At 37.9% G+C, this 19,935-nt stretch carries 13 protein-coding genes; 8 read left to right on the top strand and 5 right to left on the bottom strand.

Going from position 1 to position 19,935, the window contains the following annotated elements; all coding sequences use genetic code 11:
- The first annotated feature begins 58 nt into the window (after window positions 1–58).
- Complete coding sequence (locus VB732_RS16000; RefSeq protein WP_323231855.1) at window positions 59–1,396, top strand: hemolysin family protein; 1,338 nt, start codon at window positions 59–61, stop codon at window positions 1,394–1,396.
- 118 nt (window positions 1,397–1,514) lie between these two features.
- Here VB732_RS16000 and VB732_RS16005 read toward each other — a convergent pair whose 3' ends face one another.
- Window positions 1,515–2,696, bottom strand: coding sequence for an aldo/keto reductase (locus VB732_RS16005; RefSeq protein ID WP_323231856.1), 1,182 nt, complete (start codon window positions 2,694–2,696; stop codon window positions 1,515–1,517).
- 132 nt (window positions 2,697–2,828) lie between these two features.
- Entirely contained in the window at window positions 2,829–3,071 is a 243-nt protein-coding gene (locus VB732_RS16010) for an AMP-binding protein (protein ID WP_323231895.1), read from the bottom strand.
- Here VB732_RS16010 and VB732_RS16015 point away from each other — a divergent pair.
- From VB732_RS16015 to VB732_RS16045, 7 genes are all read left to right on the top strand, one after another.
- Complete coding sequence (locus tag VB732_RS16015) at window positions 3,007–3,171, top strand: hypothetical protein (RefSeq protein ID WP_323231857.1); 165 nt, start codon at window positions 3,007–3,009, stop codon at window positions 3,169–3,171. The two genes, VB732_RS16010 and VB732_RS16015, sit on opposite strands and share 65 nt — an antisense overlap.
- Window positions 3,172–4,822: 1,651 nt before the next feature.
- Complete coding sequence (locus VB732_RS16020) at window positions 4,823–6,250, top strand: sugar transferase (RefSeq protein WP_323231858.1); 1,428 nt, start codon at window positions 4,823–4,825, stop codon at window positions 6,248–6,250.
- Between the two features lie 160 nt (window positions 6,251–6,410).
- A complete protein-coding gene (locus VB732_RS16025; RefSeq protein ID WP_323231859.1) occupies window positions 6,411–7,352 on the top strand; it encodes a class I SAM-dependent methyltransferase in 942 nt (313 codons plus the stop codon).
- A gap of 346 nt (window positions 7,353–7,698) precedes the next feature.
- Window positions 7,699–9,132 (top strand): oligosaccharide flippase family protein, encoded by a 1,434-nt coding sequence (locus VB732_RS16030; RefSeq protein WP_323231860.1) that lies wholly within the window; start codon window positions 7,699–7,701, stop codon window positions 9,130–9,132.
- 177 nt (window positions 9,133–9,309) lie between these two features.
- Entirely contained in the window at window positions 9,310–10,413 is a 1,104-nt protein-coding gene (locus VB732_RS16035) for a glycosyltransferase family 4 protein (RefSeq protein WP_323231861.1), read from the top strand.
- An 8-nt stretch (window positions 10,414–10,421) separates the two neighbouring features.
- Entirely contained in the window at window positions 10,422–11,666 is a 1,245-nt protein-coding gene (locus VB732_RS16040) for an O-antigen ligase family protein (protein WP_323231862.1), read from the top strand.
- Window positions 11,667–12,047: 381 nt separating this feature from the next.
- A complete protein-coding gene (locus VB732_RS16045) occupies window positions 12,048–14,315 on the top strand; it encodes a GumC family protein (protein WP_323231863.1) in 2,268 nt (755 codons plus the stop codon).
- Between the two features lie 271 nt (window positions 14,316–14,586).
- Here the strand turns inward: VB732_RS16045 and VB732_RS16050 are convergent, their stop codons facing one another.
- The 3 genes from VB732_RS16050 to VB732_RS16060 all read right to left on the bottom strand — a co-directional run bounded on the left by VB732_RS16050 (window position 14,587) and on the right by VB732_RS16060 (window position 19,802).
- Complete coding sequence (locus VB732_RS16050; RefSeq protein WP_323231864.1) at window positions 14,587–15,981, bottom strand: right-handed parallel beta-helix repeat-containing protein; 1,395 nt, start codon at window positions 15,979–15,981, stop codon at window positions 14,587–14,589.
- Window positions 15,982–16,876: 895 nt separating this feature from the next.
- Window positions 16,877–18,346 carry an SLBB domain-containing protein gene (locus VB732_RS16055; RefSeq protein WP_323231865.1) on the bottom strand — a complete coding sequence of 490 codons (1,470 nt, stop codon included), beginning with the start codon at window positions 18,344–18,346 and terminating at the stop codon, window positions 16,877–16,879.
- Between the two features lie 472 nt (window positions 18,347–18,818).
- Entirely contained in the window at window positions 18,819–19,802 is a 984-nt protein-coding gene (locus VB732_RS16060) for an ABC transporter ATP-binding protein (RefSeq protein ID WP_323231866.1), read from the bottom strand.
- Between the last annotated feature and the right edge of the window lie 133 nt (window positions 19,803–19,935).

Raw genomic sequence — 19,935 nt, forward strand, 5'->3', positions numbered from 1 at the left:
TTAATACTAGATACTAGGTATTGAGCTACATTCGCTCTGAGAAGCGGCAATTTTAAACATGTCCTCCATCACTTTTGAAATTTTAATCATTTTGGTGCTAATTATTGCCAACGGCGTATTTTCTATGTCTGAGATGGCGATTGTCTCAGCCCGGAAAGTCAGGCTACAGCAGCTTGCCAATCAAGGAGATCCCAAGGCAAGGGCAGCATTGAAACTCGCTGAGTCTCCAAATCATTTCCTGTCAACCGTTCAAGTGGGTATTTCCCTGATTGGTATCCTGACTGGTGCTTTTGGAGGAGCAACAATTGCGAGTCGGTTGGCAATTTATGTCAAACTTGTGCCCTTCTTAGCCCGTTATAGTGAACCGATATCTTTTGGAGTAGTGGTTTTGATCATTACCTATTTGTCACTCATTGTTGGCGAATTGGTACCGAAGCGTCTGGCATTAAATAATCCAGAAAGGATTGCCTCGATTGTAGCGATTCCGATGCAAGCCTTGGCTGCGATCGCTTCTCCGGTAGTCTTTCTTTTAAGCGCTTCTACGGATTTGATCCTGCGATTGCTGGGAATTACAGCTTCTACCGAGCCGCAAGTCACTGAAGAGGAAATTAAAATCTTAATTGAGCAAGGCACTGAGGCGGGAACCTTTGAGGAAGCCGAACAGGATATGGTAGAGCGAGTTTTTCGTTTAGGCGATCGCCCCGTTAGCTATTTAATGACACCCCGCCCAGATATCGTTTGGTTAGATTTAGACGACACTGCCGAAGAAAATCGCCAAAAAATGGTTGATAGTGCCTATTCTCGCTATCCAGTTTGTCAGTCAGGGCTTGACAATGTGTTGGGTGTGATCCCTGTCACTGACTTATTAGCTAGGAGTTTTCGAGGAGAACCCCTAGACTTGACAGTGGGATTGCGGCAGCCTGTATTCGTGCCAGAAAGTACCCGTGGTTTGAAAGTTTTGGAATTGTTCAAGCAAACCATCACTCACATGGCGCTAGTAGTGGATGAATACGGCGTGATTCAAGGATTAGTCACTCTCAACGACATCATGAGTGAAATTGTGGGTGATGTTCCTTCAACAGATGGACAGGATCAACCCCAAGCTGTGCAACGCGAAGATGGTTCTTGGCTTTTGGATGGGATGTTGCCTGTAGAAGAATTTTTAGAACTTTTTGGTATGGAAGAGTGGGAATCTGAGGAACGCGGCAGTTATCAAACCCTGGGCGGTTTTGTGATCACCCATCTAGGTCGTATTCCAGCCGCAGCAGATCATTTTGAATGGCAAAGTATGCGAATTGAAGTGATGGACATGGATGGAAACCGCGTAGACAAGGTGTTAGTCGTACCAAAAGCAACGAAATCAGTAGATACGAAAAATCTGACTAGCGATCGTTGAGGCGTTAGGAGAGACGCGATTAATCGCGTCTGTACAAGAGTTAGAAGTTATTTCTTGCCCAATTCCCAATTCCCACTTGCCCTGAGCGAAGTCGAAGGGATTCCCAATTCCCAATTCATCAAGTCTTAGATAGACGTTTGACAGCCTCACCTGCCAACATTTGATGCGCTTGTTCCAAAACTTGGGGGATTTTATCGGCGTAGGGGCTGCGGGCGAGACATTGCCCCAAGTTTAATTCGTCTAACCGATCGGCTTTGTTACCAGGAAACCAATGACCACCATCACCAAGCAGGTTGTAGCGCATTTTGGCATAGTTAACCAGATCGTAGGCGATCGCTAGATTCCGCAACCACAAAATCACTCGAATGTTGACTTCACCAGGGGTTTGGTCAAAGGTTGGTAGATTTTTTTCCCAGGATTTTACCCAATCTTCTCCTAAAGTAGCGATCGCTTCTGACTCCAACCTGGCTAAAATTGGTGGCAAAATTTCTGATGCTCGATCTACTAACTCTAAAGTCTTCAGATGTTCATCAAAATCTTCTGGTTTTGCTGCTCCCACACTCAAGGTATGCACCTCTTGATGACTCAAACAAAACAAATCATTAAACACCATTGGACTCAATGGGGCACAAAGATCCACTAATTTTTGTGGAGGTTCATACAACAAACCACCTTTATTAGATGGGCTAATGATAAACACCCCCATATCGTGGCGTTTAGCTGCTTCAATTGCCGCCCAATTCCACTGATTAATGTAGTACCAGTGCAGGTTCACGTAATCAAATAGATTGGTATTAATTGTCTGCACAATGATATCTGTTGAACCGTGGGTAGAAAAGCCAATAAATCTAACTTTTCCCTCAGCTTGCAACTGCTGTGCTACTTCCAAACAGCCACCGGGACGAATGCTGTAATCTAATGAATCAGTATGGTTGATACCGTGTAACCCTAAAAGGTCAACATAATCTAGCTGAAGGTTTTTCAATGATTGTTCAAATGTCTCGCGGAATTCTTTCGCATCTGCCTTTGGGCTTACTTTTGTTTGAACAATCAACTTTTCACGGGGAAACCGGGGCAATATTCTTCCCAATTGCATTTCAGAAGTGCCATAACCACGAGCAGTTTCAATATGATTCATCCCAACTTCAACTCCCCTTCTAATGGTCGCTTCCAAATTCGCTTGACTATCAGCAGGAATCTCATGAACAGGGACATCTTGCCATTTAAACTGATATCTCATGCCACCGCAGGAAAACACTGGCATCTGTAATTCTGTGCGTCCAAATCGTCTATATAGCATCAGTAAATTGTGGATTGCTTACCAAGATAAAACCTAAAAACGACAGCCATTCAAGCCTACAGCGTCACGATAGCCTCGCGCTAGACCAATACCCCCAATATGCAGTTCACCTGATTCACGAACAGGCATCGGCTACAAATTTTCATCAAGGATGTGAATCTCTGCATTGGCAATGGGGCAACCAATAGGAGACATAACATAATTAGTCCCACGTTTACAAGTCCAGAAAGTAGTATAAATGGTAACTCCTGTCAGGTCATAGCAATTATGCAGAACATTGACCAAATTCAGTTGGGCAAAGAAGTGTTCTATGAGTTCGCCAGGTAAAGCTTCACCACCAGAAGTAATATGCCTGAGAAATCGGCAATTCTCAATTCCCTTTTCTTCTAGCGCAATTCATAGATGGATTCAAGCGATCGCTCAACTTGCATCTCAAATATCTGATGGATGCATAGATCCTGGTATTACTATATAACTTGAGTATCGGTGATGAGAGTTAAGGGATTTAACCGAGTATTTTGCCTATCCTCTGAAGCCTCACTATTTATCTGCATTTGTTATGCATCAACTCCATTGGATAATAAGGTTCTTTAAAGTTATTTATTAATTACTGTATATTATTGTATACTTTTATATACTAAGTTCTTCTCTAAACCACACATTAGATTCTTCTACATCTCTAAAAGCGAGGGGTCGTAAAGACAAAGCTTTTCAGTTTTTAGAGATAAAGGCTGCGCCAGAGAGTACTGCTTTGCACTACCAAAAATAATACATATACATTCGAAAATAATTGTTATTTAAAGCTTTCACTAAAACTTTAAAACTGAAAAGTAGCATTATTACATTTTTGAGTTACACCCAGAGACAAGCATTTATTTCCATTGTTATTTTAGTTTCATAATACTTAGCTTAAAGACGGTACTAACTCAACTTTATCCCTTTTTATTAAATTTTGCAGAATAAAAAAATCATCATTACCGAATCTTCATTGTCTTTCTTTATATGTAAAAATAGTGTAAAGTAATAATTGTGGTTTGCTTAAGTAGTTGAGTAGCGATCGCGATTTGCATACGCCAGAAGACATCAAAAATAGGCTAAAGGCTGAGTACTAGCCACTAGTATTTTTGGCTCAGCAGGGAAAGGATAATTGGGATCAGTAGAAGCCTCTGCTCCAAACTTACAGCCGATTCCAACTTGGTGAAATACAGATGATCTTAAGGGACTTAAGCTTATTTAACTATAGATAAGAGATAAGGTGAAGACCTTGCAGATTGACTTAACATCTGTACCAAAGTATTTGAGAGACGCAATTTAAAGCAGCCTAAAATGTGAGTGATTTAGACACAGAACATTTTGCCAACAAAAATAACTCTCTTTGATAGTCAAAATGTCTATAATGCAGACATTGCATCAATCACAAATATCAAACTTTATTGATATTACTTTCAACTCTGAGGATTTATCTATTTTCATCAATCTGCAATCTGTGGTTAATTCTCTAGATATACTCATGAAACAGAGGAAGTTCCACCAATATATCCAGGCTTTGTAAATTTTTGTAACAAAAAGCAAACTTTTGATGCATTTTGTTATATGTTATGTGTGTCAGTTTTGTTGATCAGTAATTATGCGTAAATAAACAGATAGCTTCTAAGCATAACTGAGTTACTAAAGCTAAACATGCTACAGTAAATTCATAAAAAGTGCTATTTTAACATAAAAGAAGTGTAAATCTGCAACAAGATAGAACTGTAATATTTCGGTTCTACTAATACGTGTATTACGCAATTAACCCAAAAATCTCAATATTTTTACCTGGACTACTTAATTATTAGAATGCCAGGATTTACATAAAAAATAAGTAAATTTACCAAAAAATCATTTTTTTTGCATCAAAGAGCAGAGTTTCCAGATTAAACTGATAATTGTTCTTTGTAACCAAAACTAAGTATCTGGGTAACAAACGCACTCAAGCCACCTCTAAAAAAATGTTTTTGATCGAGAACTGAAAGTTACTCCGAAGAAAATTGTTAGTAGTCAACTCTAAAAGGTAAGCTCCTTGGGAACAAATTTGTTCTATATAAAAAATTTACATCAAACTTTAACTACACCAAGTGTTGCCAACTATGAGTAATCAAAGCATTACAACAAATAAATTCAGTGAAGTGCCTTTGGATTTACGTGCATCCTCATTAGTCAGGGTACGTAAAGGTTCGTGGTGGTTGAGATTAACAACACTGTTTTTAGTAGACTATGCTCTTTTATCTTTAGCTTGGGTCTTAGCTGGATATCAATTTACTTGGTATATACCGAGTCATTACTTACCAATTTTAATAACTATTGGAATTCAAATAGGATCGCTAGCTGTAGAAGGTATTTATCGAGAAGGTCAAAAGCGCTATGACTATTTTAATATTGTCAAATCGCTGACTTTTGCTCATGGATTAATACTCCTAGTTTGTTTTTTGTATAAACCAGTTATTGATATTACACGTCCGAAATTAATATTATTCTCTTGGTTACTAAGCATATTCTTCATTTGTAGTGGTAGATATGCTGTGAACCTGACTCTTGAATATCTGCGTAAACAGAAGAAAATAGTTCGTTCTTCTGTCTTCATTATTTGTGACCCTCAAGATAATGAGCAAATTACTAGCTTTATCAAAAAAGAAAAACACTATACTATATCTGGAACTGCTAATGCTAGTTCACTAGACAGGTATCAACGTCAAAAAACCTTGAATCAACTTAATGAATTAGGTGTCACAGAGGTTTTTATATCTTGGGATGCTTTAAAAAATAGAATGTTCTTATGCTGGTTATTTCAAGCATCTGGCATTCAAGTACACATTTTACCAATGGAATTAAAACCAATTTATAGAAATGTAGAATTTAGTAAAATAGGAGGAATGCCCTGTCTTAACTTGGATTGTCCTATAATTACAGGTAAAGATTTTTGGATAAAGCGTAGTTGTGATTTCCTTTTTGCAACTTTGTTTGTAATGTTATCATTCCCTATTTATGTAGCTATAGCTATAGCTATAAAACTGGACTCTCCTGGCACAGTATTTTACAGACAAACCCGCATAGGGTTACATGGTCAACAGTTTAAAGTATGGAAATTCCGAACCATGAGGTCTGATGCAGACAAATTGCAGAAAGAACTAGAAGCTTTAAATGAAACTAAAGATGGAATTATATTTAAAATTAAAGACGATCCTCGGATTACCCGTATTGGAAAATTTCTCCGTCGTTACAGCTTAGACGAATTACCCCAACTTTTTAACGTCATCCTTGGAGAAATGAGCATAGTAGGGCCTCGTCCATTACCTACTAGAGATGTAGATAAGTTCTCTGAACATCATTTCATTAGGCATGAAGTTTTACCTGGTATTACAGGTCTTTGGCAAGTCTCAGGCCGGTCAAATATTTTAGATTTTGAGCAAGTGATAAATCTTGATCTTAACTACATTGAGAATTGGTCTCTTGGTTTAGACTTTGAAATTCTGCTCAAAACAGTTATGGTGGTTTTGAAAAAAGATGGTGCTTACTAAGGTTAGTGCTAGCAAATTAAGGAATTAGCCAAGAAAGCCATTTATTGCTCAAGACTACATAATATTCAAAACGATCCGTTTTTGTTTGAACGTTGTGGAGAGTAAGTTCTAGAGTCTTACTTTACATACACATAAACCCATTAAAGTAAAGGAGTTAATTATGGAACCAAGAGGAGTTGAGCTAATAACTCGCTATAAACGCACCTACAGCATCCCAACTGAAGTTGAAATCACGGAAAAAATGATACTTGATCACTGGGAGTTAGAAAGAAAATTGACAAAAGACCTTTTAGAATCGAACTCACAAAATCGATGGGAAGTATTTGAGCAAGCCTATACTACTCTTTATAGTAAATTAGAATGGCAAAACTCTTTTTTACCAGATAGCAAACCAAGTCTGGATAAATACAAGACTTTGCTAGAAATAATCGGCTCTCCACCTAAGAAAATTTACGAAGTTGGTTCTGGCAAAGGAGAAATGATAGAATATTTAGCTAAATGTGGATTTGAATGTAAAGCTACAGAAATTACAAGGGAACGTGGTTCCAAATATATAACTGATTCTTCACCTAATTTGTCTTGGGGTAATTCTGACGGTGTAAACTTAGACAATTTTGAAAAGAAGGAATTTTATGAGCTAGTAATATCTAATCAAGTTATTGAACACTTCCATCCAGACGATTTAACTACACACTTTAAAAGTGCTTACAAAATTCTTGTAAAACAAGGGAAATACATTTTTACAACACCTCATTGTCATACAGGTCCTCATGATATATCGTCAGTTTTTGGCTATGATAATCCTCAAGGTATGCATCTTAAAGAGTATACATATCGAGAATTACATGATTCCTTAAAGATAGCTGGATACCAACGTATTTATTGTGCCATACCATCTCATGTCAGAAAATTATTATATATACTAGGCTTGAAGAAAGAAGAACAAATAATAGCAATTAGTTCTTTCTACTTGAATTTGATGTTTCTTATAGAAAATATTCTTTTCATAATTCCCAGTAAAAAAGTGCGTCGTTTTTTCAGTAAATTACTCAGAAAAGTTTACTTATTTGCGGACAATATTTTTTTAATTGCCCAGAAATAAAATATTACAAACCCATCTTATAGCGTTCAGCAATGTGGTGAAGTAAGTTTTGAAAACTATTAATTTTTTTTCAGCTACTTAAAAACGCTAGATAGTACTCCTCGTTTGCATCCAATACAATGTTACTCTTACAATTTGACTTTATTGATAATAAACTTTATAAACTCAAAATCTTTCCTATTAAGGCTTTTATCTCACCGAAGAAGGATTTTATAACTTGTATATACACGAGAGTTACTAAAAGGAGAAAGGCTTTGAATATTACTCCTTTTCTGGGGTTAAGCTATGTATTATATGCAATTTAGAGCAGTTGTATATTAATTTACCTAACTACAATTTGCAAACAATGGGACAACGGAAACTACTAACAAATTCTCTCTCATTGTTAGTGAATCGTTTAGTACAAAGCATTACAAGTTTTGTGCTAGTTGCATCTATAGCTCGGACTTTAGGACCGTATGATTTAGGGCGATATCTACTAGCATTTAGCTACTACTATATGTTTATGGTCATCGGTTCGCAGGGTCTAAAAACCTTGTTTACGCGAGAACTGTCTCGCAATCCACAAGAAATGCCTGCTTATCTGGTGAGTGGTACTTTCTTGCAGATGCTTTTAAGCATTATTGCTTATTTAGTACAAGTCATTGTGGTGTTTCTACTCCCCTATAGTTCAGACACTTCAACTACTTGCTATATCATGGGATTAACAATCATTCCGTTTTCGCTTTCCAACATAACAGAGGCAATTTTCCAGGCTCAAGAGAGGATGAATTTGATTTCCATCTCTACGGTACCAGTCTATATTTTACGCTTATTGGTAATGCTATGGTTTTTGCGTCTGAATTATGGAATAGATTATTTAGCAGTAATTTTAGCAATTTCCGAAACCCTAGTTTTTGTAATTGAATGGATTCTAGTTACAAGAGTAGTTACGCCAAAGTGGGAAATTAAGCAAGATTTTGTATGGCACTTATTTAAGTCTGCTTGGACATTTATGCTTATTGATGCCGTTGGTATACTTAGTAGTAGAATGTCGATTATAATTATTTCTTTGTTAGGAAGTGAGTTAATGGTTGGTCTGTATGGTGTAATCGGACAATTAATGCTACCTTTCTCCTTAGTTACAGATAGTGTAAGTATGGCTGCTTTTCCTTCTATGACAAAAGCAGTAGCTCTAGGAAAGGAGAAATCGCGCTCAATTACCGAAAACATTATAGAAATGCTTTTGTGTATCGCATTACCATTTATTGTTGTAGTGTTTTTCATTGGACACGATTTAATAACATTTATTTATAAAAATCCTGATTTTAGTCAAGTAAATTTAGTACTTAAGGTAAGTTGTCTATCACTCATTACATACCCATTTGTGCGGACGTTTGCTTATCTACTTTTAGCTAATGGTTTTGAGAAATTTAATTTAATTGAGGTTATTGCTACTAATATCGTAGGATTATTCTCAGGAGTAATATTGATTTCGCAGTATGAACTAATGGGTGCAGCGTTTATGCAATTGGCAATGGGTTTTACTAGTTTTAGCTTATTCGTATACGCTGTGTATAGTCAGTTGTTTTCGTTAAGTTTATGGCGAATAACACCTCGTCCTCTGCTAATTAGCGTTGGCATGATATTGATATTTTTGATACTGGAGAAACTTAGACTAAACTTTATATTGATTTTACTGATTTCGACTTGCTCATATAGTTTTTTTGCCGCTTGCTTGGCAATACACAAATTCGGAGGTGCCCGTTCTATGTGGTCAAAACTATTTAGTAAGAATTGATTATATTATAGCGGTTCCCGACCTAGTGAGGTACGTTTTCAAAGCTACTAACCTTATTAAACAAGGTTTGGATGTACCTCACTTGCTTAGGAAACGCTATAATATAATCAATTTAATAAAAAACGCATTAAAAAAAACGCATTAAAAAATAGATATTAATTTGATAAAAACTTGTTTATGATTAAAGTTACTTTATTACATTTTGGCTTTGAAGATTACACCGTAGAATTAGCAAATAGCCTGGTTAAATATGTTGATTTGACGCTAATTCATCCCGAAAAATTATCGAATGTTTGTAGCAATGTTCTTGATTCCAAGATCCGTGTAATTAACTTTCAAAAACCACGAATTCGTGATCCGCGCAACCTACTGTCTATGAACAGTATGATCCGCATTATTAAAGACATACAGCCAGATATTTTGCATGTACAAGAAACTAACGATCCTTGGTACGATTGGACTTTGTTACTCAATAAGATGCCACCATTGGTGACGACTATCCATGATGTATTTCGTCACCCAGGAGATAACATGCCTGTATTTGGTTCCGAATATACCAGACGTATTAGCTTCTACCGTTCCCAACAATTGATTGTTCATACTAATCAACTAAGAAAAATTTTAATTGAGCAATTTCGTATACCTCCGGATCGAGTCAATGTCGTACCTCATGGGGAACTTGGTAGTTTGTATCAGCGTCGTGGTAGTCAAAGTCTTCAAACTCGTGAACCATATACCTTGCTATTTTTTGGACGCATATTTCCCTATAAAGGATTGCAATATTTGCTTGAGGCTATGCCCTTAATTGCTGAATGCATACCTGAAGTCAAGCTGATTATTGCTGGAAAAGGAGAAAATATAAAGCACTATTTCCCTAATGGTTATGATGAAAAACGCTATGAGATAATTAATGATTTTATCCCCCTTGAAGAAGTATGTAATCTATTTCAACGCAGTACAATAACAGTTCTGCCATACATCGAAGCATCTCAAAGTGGTGTGGCAGCTTTATCTTATGGAATGGGAACGCTAGTTGTAGCTTCTGACATCGGGGGATTGAGTGAGATAGTTCAGCATAAAAAAGATGGGTTATTAGTTCCACCCTGTGATGTTCGATCCCTAGCTGATGCAATAATTTCTTTGTTAAGCGATCGCTACTTACAACAAAAAATGCAAACTGCCGCACTTGCTCGCTGTCACCAAGATTTAAATTGGTCAAATATTGCCGCTCAAACAGTCCAAATTTATCAAAGACAAATAGATATGCAAAAGAAAAATTAAGTTAATTTATGAGAAAATTATTAATTTTTGCTGAAGAAGGATTTACAGTTATAGCTTTGCTGATGTATTCAGGAGCAATTTTTGTACTCGTTTTATCAGGAGGAGCAGGACAAGACGAAGTAGTAGAATATGATGCCTCCCTGATTCGGGTTCTTTTTTTCTTCTTCTACGCAGTTACCTTTTTGTTATTAATTTTACGTTGGAAGAAAACTCTGCATTTCCTTATCTTTAGTAAAGATATTTGGCTTTACTCTTTAATAATATTTGCACTTGTTTCTATTACTTGGTCTTTTGAACCATCAATAACATTTAAAAATAGTTTTACCCTCATTAACTCCAGTCTTTTTGGTGTTTATTTTGCTTCACGATATAGCTTAAAACAACAACTACACATACTTGCTTGCACTTTTGGGATTATTATAATATTGAGCTTTATTTTTGCTGTAGCATTGCCTCAGTATGGAATACAAAACGACGTTGGTAGTCCGAAGTTGCGTGGAGTATTTGCACACAAAAACGGACTGGGAGCTAAGATGGTAACTAGTAGTACAGTGTTTTTTATTCTAGGTTATCAAACTAAAAAACGTAGTTGGATTTTCTGGTTTGGGTTTAGCTTATCGGTATTACTTTTACTACTTGCTGTTTCTACTTCATCTCTAGTTAACCTAATAATTATAATATTTGCATTTTTTACTTTTCAAATTTGGCGTTGGTCATACAAAGTCATGATACCAACTCTTATGTTGATGGCAACTATCAGCCAATTATTATATTTTTGGTTGTCCAATAATGCTGATCTCCTGTTCACCTCTCTTGGTAAAGATTCGACACTGACTGGTCGAACGGAACTATGGCCACTAGTAATGGATATGATTTCCAAACATCCTTGGCTTGGTTACGGTTATGGTGGATTCTGGCAAGGATGGGATGGTGAATCCGCCTATATTTGGCGTGCAGCTGGATGGCAACCCAGCCATCCCCATAACGGTTATCTTGCTCTTTGTCTTGATTTAGGACTTTTAGGGTTAGGGTTGTTCTTTTTAGGGTTTTGCCGCAATTATCTGCAAGGATTCGCTCGGATACGTAGTAGCAAAACAGCGTTTGATGCTTGGCCGCTTATACACATGACATATATAGCGTTAGCTAGCCTTACTGAATCTAGTTTGCTGGAATCTAATAGTTTGAATTGGATGCTCTATATAACAGCATGTTTATCACTAAAAACAACACATCAAATAAAAAGAAAATTATGAAAAATAGAATTTAAAGACATTGCTTTTGTGATCAGTGTACTCTTTCACGACTTTCGGATAAATCAATGAATTATCAAAGATAATAGGCAATCAATATTAAATGTCTCATTACCTTTTCGTGAAAGAGAGCTAATTAAAGCAAAAATCAAGATGACCTGATACTGCATGTACTTTTAATAATGCCCTTCAATGCTCCTAAGTATTGACTCTTAGAGTCTGGAAACCAAAACCCTTAAATGCGTCAAGGCTTTTAGACTGAAATAATCTATACTATATGTCGTATTGTAAAATAGTATTATTAGTTAATAGTTGTGCTTTATTGCTACTCTGAAGTAGATAAATATTCAGTTTCTCGCTTAAAACCTGTACTTTTGAAGATTTATGTCAGAAAAATCTATGGAATCTAGAGAATCTATTGATTTAGACCTTAATCGTTACTTATTGATCTTGAAACGATGGTGGCTACCTGCTTTCAGCATCTTTGTGGCTACAGTGATACTGAGTGCTATGTCTACACAATTTATAAAGCCATCCTATGAAGCAGAAGGAAAGCTTTTATTCAAAATTCCCTCTTTTAAAGTAGCAGGAACTAGTATTTCGCCTAGTTTCTCTGAAGGAGGAGATTCAGGAGACTTGAAACCCCTGGTAGCAACTCAAAATCCTATAAGCACTCAGATAGAGGTTATTACTTCCCCTGCTTTATTGCAGCGGACGATAGATAAACTAAAACTAAAAGACAAAGAAGGTAAACCTCTGGAAGTACAAGCTCTACAAAAATCCCTTAACCTAAAAATTATTGGTGGGACAGATGTATTGCGAATTACCTATAGTAGTCGTGATCCCGAAGAAGCAGCAGCTGTGATCAACTCAATTATGGGTTTTTATTTAGAAAATGATATTCTGTCAAATCGGGAGGAAGCAGCATCAACCCGTCAATTTATGGCCAAGCAGCTTCCTAAAACTCAAGCTGCTGTTAATAATGCAGAAGTAGCGCTACGTATATTTAAACAAAAGCATCAGATTGCAGATTTATCAGAAGAGACAAAATCAGCTGTTTCAACTATTGGAAATCTAGACAATGAGATGAATAATGTTAAGGCTCAGTTGGATGAGGTCAATGCCCAAACCAATGAACTGCGCCAAAGAGTAGAGCTAAATTCTCAGCAAGCGATCGCTGTGAGTGCCCTAAGTCAGTCACCTGCTGTACAGGGAGTTCTTGCACAACTTCAAGAAACCGATCGACAGTTAGCGGTTGAGCGCAGCCGTTTCTTAGATGACAACCCTATAATTGTTAACTTAGAAGCGAAAAAAGCTAGTCTACAATCTCTTCTGCAACAGCAAATTGGTCAGACTATTGGCAATCAAACACAAGCTATTGGTAATCAAACACAAGTTCCCCAGGGCCTATTGCAGATTGGAGAACTTAGACAAGGCTTGATACAAAACTTTTTGCAGTCAGAAATACAGCGCTTTGGATTAACAAAAAAACTCTCGTCTCTATATAATTCTCGTGCTAGCTACGAACAGCGAGTAAAAATTATACCCCAGTTGGCACAAAATCAGCGCGAGTTAGAAAGAAAAGTTGAAGTTGCAGAATCAACTTATCAAACTCTGTTGAAAAAGGTTCAAGAATTACAATTAGTTGAGAATACTAATACAGCCAGTTCCCGAATTATTGCCCAGGCTTTAGTACCCAAAAAGCCGATAGCAACCAAAAAAATAATTGTTTTGGTGCTAGGAGTGATGTTCGGTTTATTTTTTGCTACAACAACTTTGCTCATCTTAGGGATGCGAGATAGATCTCTAAAAACACTTAAAGAAGTTAGAGATGTATTTGGATATACTTTGCTAGGAATTATTCCTTTGTCTGTTAAAAATATTCGCTCCCGTTATTCCAATTCAGAATCAGCAACTCAAGCAATTGCCGTCAGAGATACACCCCACTCTTTAACGAGCGAAATGTATCGGATGATTCAAGCCAATCTGAAATTCTTGAGTTCAGATAAAGTGCTTAAAACTATCGTGGTAACTAGCGCAGTTCCTAAAGAAGGCAAGTCTACAGTTTCGGCGAATTTGGCTGCTGCGATCGCTCAACTAGGACGTAGAGTTTTACTAATTGATGCAGATATGCGAGTTCCTTCTCAGCATCATCTCTGGCAACTAAGCAATTCAGTTGGTTTGAGCGAGGTACTCATAGATCAGGTTGAATTTGATATTTCTGTATCTAAGGTGATGGATAACCTTGATGTTTTAACTGCTGGGGTTAGACCTCCAAACCCACTTGCTCTACTTGATTCAAAACGGATGGCATCACTAATTGAAAATTTCTCATCTCAAGATAACTATGATTTTGTAATTATTGATGCTCCTCCCCTCCTTTTGGCAGCCGATGCTTTGACTTTAAGTCAAATTACTGACGGAATTTTGTTAGTGGCCCGGCCTGGAGTGATTGATTCTAACAGTGCTGCTGCTGCTCGAGAGATGCTACATAGATCCAGTCATAACGTCTTAGGTTTAGTTGTGAATGGTGTCATTGATCAAAATGAGTCTAGTAGTTATTTCAGCTATGCTAAAGAATACTTTACTCATCAAGATTTGCCAAAAAAGGTAAATCCACAAAAACGTATTCCTGACAAAAGCTCTGTATAAATTGGGGTTTTGTGTCAATAGTTAACAGAACACTTTATAGCGTTTCCTAAGAAAGTTAAGTAAGTGAGATACACTCGAATCTTGCCCACCAAAGTTAGTAGCTTTGAAAATGTACCTCACTAAAACGGGAACCCTATAACTGCCATATAATGTCTGTTAATTAGCGACAAAATAATAAACCTGCCAAGGCAGGTTTATTATTTTGTATAACCGTGGGTAGCTTCAGTCTGATGCAACTATGAGCAGGTAGGGATACATGATATGGGGCTGACTAATACTGGTATTCGTATGCTCCAATATCATATGCACTAGCGACAGGACGAGGTTTACCTGCATAATCAGTTTTCAAATCTCCCCAATAATAACCGCGGTTTGTGGCCGGACTCGTTGACTTGATTCTAAAGTCACCCTTTGAGGGGTCTACAAACTGTGGATTACCAATAATATCGTGAGGCCCCATTACCTCAGTCACTGGGCCCTGGGTATAAAGATTGTAGTCATAGAGAACGTTGACATTTTGATAGTTTCTGTTCACCTTTTGACCAGGGTCAGCATGTATAATGTTATTGAGAATCTTGATATCAGATGAAAAACCAGCATACACTTGCCCTTGTTTATAAAGCTGTGGAGTTTGTGCATTTGCATATGAAGTGTTGTTGACAATATCGACATGGTCACTCTGATGGGCGACAATACCCGCACCACCATTTTGGTAGGAAATATTGTTTGCAACCAAAGTCCTTCCTTTATATGCACCATTCGGACCATTTATTGAACTATCAATAATAATGCCATTACCGTCTGTGATCTTGCCGGCTTCGTTCCAGGGAATATACTGGCGATTTTTGTAAACCTTGTTATTGGTCACAAACATTTTGTATCCTTGGTTGTTGTCAGTATTCCGACTCCTCAAGAACGTAATACCACTGCTACCATACACACCATACCAGGCGTTATTAAACACAGTGTTATTATTCAATTTCACATAATCAGCCGATATAACTACGATACCTCCTCCACCACAGTTATACACTCTGTTGTTCTCAATATTTATGTGATGAACAGAGTTTTTACGCCCATCAATGCTTATGCAGTTTCCATTTGTACGCGGATTTGATGAGTTATACCTCTGACTATAAGCATAAGAATAGCTTATATTGTCATTATCCCCTTCGATCTCTATACCGCTAACATTGATATACGCAACTCCTGACAACCCAATACCCTGCCATGTATTGTGCTGAATTTTTGGATAATGCCCAGGATGTGCTTTATAAGTAATCCAGGCATTTGCAGTTCCAGAACGTGTAATACTCACAGCACTCCCGGCTTGTGGTGAGTTTGTGTACGTCCCATTCATAATTGATACTGTGTCGCCAGGGTTAGTCAGGTCTGCTGCCCTCTGAATCGTCCTAAACGGAGATGAAGAAGTTAGTCCGCTATTCTTGTCATTTCCGCTACCACTAACATAGTATGTTGTCCACGTCGGTTTAGCCTGGCTGATTAACTTGCGGCTGGGTAGTGGTTTTTCTTGGACAGGCGATGACTGACGAATATCTCTAACTAAAGATTCTGTTATTCTCTGTCCTTGAACCAGACCTGTTAATGCCCAGGGAAGTACAAGAGACGCACTCAAACTGAGAAAACCGAAACCATGAATCATCATAGGGAAAAATAGGGTATGTTGCAAAAACTGAATCGTCGGCGGTCAGTAGCTCTAGCCTTAGTAAGTAACTCAGTATTGGATACAGTCGTATAACTGCCATTTGTAAGTTTATACATGGTTTCTCAAACTTACACCTGAGAATTTCCACGTAAACATGGCGGAAACGCTTTTCTAGCCGGTGTTCCCAAAAATAGCAGATATCTGGTAAAAGTACTGAATAAAAATTGTCAGTATACAGAGCTACTTCATTAATGAACACCAAGCAACCGTACAAATGGCATTATTTCCAATTCGACATCATTCTACTGTGTATATGCGGGATGTGTAGTTAAGATAGTATATCTGTCACCAATAAGTTAATTTACTTAAATAATTCTTATGATAATAAGAATCATTTAGTCGGCAAAAACAAGTACCAGACTACAATGTATCACTTATCTCTTCCACACTATTCTCATTCTCATTCTTGTAAAAATGAGGTAACTAAAACAAAGTTTGAAAAAGTCTACCTATTGAGGTATGTAGAGTTTGTCAATAAGTAATATCACTCAAAAGATTATGAAGCGGGAATAAAAATATAATTTTGAAGTTGAGTTCTAGCTAAAATTAAGCCAGTTTTGTACCCTAGTCTTGTCTAATCCTGTGGTAGTGCGATGCCTAGCTCGCTTGTGTTTGTAGGTGCGCGAGAGCAGGCATTCTAAGCTAGAATTTTTTTATGATTAAGAGGCTGCTTCATGTACCTTGCTTCTTTGCAAGAATATGGCTAGTCACCTTTATAAACGCATTCATCTATCTTTAATAAATGATTGACTATTAAGCTTTGACTCATAGGTAGTGTATTGTGGGGACGGAAGAAGATTGATCAACGCCCCCAATTTACATCTGTATCTTAAAATTAGAATCCGAACAAGTTCAAAAGATTAAGGATAATCCCTATAGGCCCAGTTATAGTGCTGACGGTATCGCCAGTTTTAGCTGCACCAGATCGGTTGACTAGGACGACATCATTATTGCGGAGTATAGGATTAGTTTGCTCATTAATCCCGGAGGAGAAATCCACTTTTACTATCCGTTTCGTGACAGAACCATTAGGGTTGAGGCGAATCAAATCAACAGCATCGTCGCTAGCTCTGGCATCATTAAATCCGCCAGCCGCAAGTATAGCTTGATTTAAAGAGCTATTCGGCTGAATGTCTGTTAACCCTGGTCTTTTAACTTCGCCTACCACACCAACTTGAATGCGTGTAGGAGACAAAGTAGTGGTAGCTAATTGAGTAGCTTCTGCGGGGTTGATTTCAGTTGCTGTCGGAATAACAATTGTATCTCCGTCTTGCACGATGATGTCTTGATTAGAGTCACCACTCTGCAATAGTTGCCAAAGGTTAATATCTATAGTTTGTTCTGAGCCAGTTCTTGTAGGTCGGCGTAGCTTGAGACTGCGAACATCAGCCTGTGATGTAATCCCTCCAGCTAGTTGAATTACCCGCGTCACATTTGGTAGGCCAGTAGGAGTAGCAGAGCCACTATTAGCGGTTGCGCCCCCTTGATCATCTGTGCTACCTGGAGTGACAAGATAGGAACCGGGACGGTTAACTTCACCAATAATTGTTACCGTGCGGGGTGTGGTTTGGCTGGCGGCAAAGTTAGATGCAAATATATTGCGCGATTCTGCCACGCTGAAGTTGGTTGCAGTTGGCACAACTATAGTGTCTCCATCGCGCAAGGTAATATCCTGTGATAACCTGCCTGTTTGGATAAGTTCCTTCAAATTGATGGTAACAGCTTGCTCTGAAGAACGTCCTACTTTACGCCTTAATTGAACTTGACTCACATCCGCAGCCAAGGTTACGCCCTGTGCTGTTGTCAATGCGGCTAATACAGTCGGGTATTGTACACCTGGATTGTCTCCCGCGCCTCCACTTAAGTTTAGAGTGTAAGCTCCTGGACGCGTCACCTCTCCAGCAACGAAAACGTTGATAGGACGGGGCGATAACAAATTTACTGAGATTAAGGGACGTTTCAGGAAGCGAGCATATCTTCTAGCAATTTCGTCAGCAGCCTGTTCGCTTGTTAGACCAAGGACTGACACACTGCCAATTAAAGGTAGGTTGATTGCTCCACCTGGGGGAATTTGATACTCTCCTGTATATTCAGGTACTTCAAATACATTTACACGGATGCGATCGCCGCCTCCTAATGAATAATTAGTATCTAATTGTGTTTGTATGTTTGGTGATGGTGTAGTTGGTGGTAATGTTTGTCCCTGAGCTAGGCTCGCAAATGGCACAGCGACATTGACAGCACTTAATAAAGCCACACCCACAACTGGCTGAGTTAGGAATTTAAACAAACTTGTCTTAACCATATTTATTTACCTAAAATTCTGAAACTACGATCAATAAAGTACTGTCTAAACATTTTTATTTTGACTATACCTAAGTATTCAAGTTCCCCGACACTCTTATTTTCCCCGAAAAGTGCAATTTTCCGGAGGAAATTTGTTTATTAAGTTTGAATTTTTAGTGAAGTTAACTTAAAGTTAAGCAAACTTGAATATAGGAATTATCAAAAAATATACAACTTACGCAAATAAACGTATTTTTCATATAAAAATCTGTCTGTTCTGTAAAGAGCTATTTACGAACAATACATTTTTGCCACGGTCAATTGCATGACACTTAAAGTGTGATTCTAAATAGTGCTGTTAGTAGTAATTTTTGCAAAAATTATGACTTCCATCATTGACTGACTATAAATAATCTTAAAAAGAGTCCGAGATTTAATTTTTCGTGAGTTGTTTCTCAAACAAATCTACAATTGACTGTTTGGCAACTAAATTAGTTAACTGAGTTATTTCTTTTTTGGATTTGTTGAATAAAAAACTCCTCTAGCGAGTAACGCGACAAGTTCATGGCAATAATTTTACCTTCCATCAGACGAACACTAGCGAGAAAATCATAGTAATCGTCTTGTAGTGTACCTTGCCAGGAACCATCAGGTTCAAATTTGAGAGTGGGTATCCATTTTTTGAGAATTTCCCAGTCACCACCTTGACCTTTTACGTGATATGTGTTGTCTACGCCTAAAAGCTCATTAAGGGAACCAGAGCAAATTAATTCACCTTGAGCGAGGATGGCAATGCGATCGCAAATCTGTTCTACTTCACTAAGAATGTGGCTATTGAAAAAAATCGTCTTACCAGCAGCTTTGAGCGCCAGAATAATTTCCCGCATCTGGTAACGTCCCACCGGATCAAGCCCAGACATCGGTTCATCCAGAAAAACTAAATCTGGCTCGTTAATTAGCGCCTGTGCCATGCCAACACGCTGTAGCATTCCTTTAGAATAGCGACGCAGCAGCTTTTTACGGGCATCGGCTTGGGATAAACCCACTAATTCCAGCAGTTGGGGAATGCGTTGGCGTTGGACACTTTGGGGGATTTGGAATAGTCCAGCAGCTAGCTGCAAAAATTCCCAGCCAGTGAGATAGTCATACAAATAGGGATTTTCTGGCAGATAGCCGATATGTTGCTTAACACTGCGATCGCCTATGGGCTTATCCAATAATAATCCCCGCCCAGAAGTGGGATGAATAATTCCCAGCAACAATTTTAAAAGGGTGGTTTTACCAGCACCGTTTGGCCCCAGCAACCCAAAGGTTTCGCCTTTGTAAACTGTTAAAGAACAGTTTTTGAGAGATACGATTTTTTGATTTAACCAAAAACCAGTACGATAGACTTTTCGTAACTCAGAAGTTAGGACTACTGGCGGAATGTCTTTCGTATTAAGTTGAGAATCAGGGTCATCTGCAACAAAGTTCATCTTGGTTTAACCACTAATTACCAGCTTGGTATTAATTACAAGTTACCTAGTAGGCTGATAATAACCATCACTAAGCGGTGTGTCAATTATTGGGAATTAGGAATTGGGAGAAGAACTACCGCCCTATGCTCAA

It is taken from the genome of Nostoc sp. UHCC 0252, from assembly GCF_034931145.1.
Taxonomy (GTDB): Bacteria; Cyanobacteriota; Cyanobacteriia; order Cyanobacteriales; family Nostocaceae; genus Nostoc.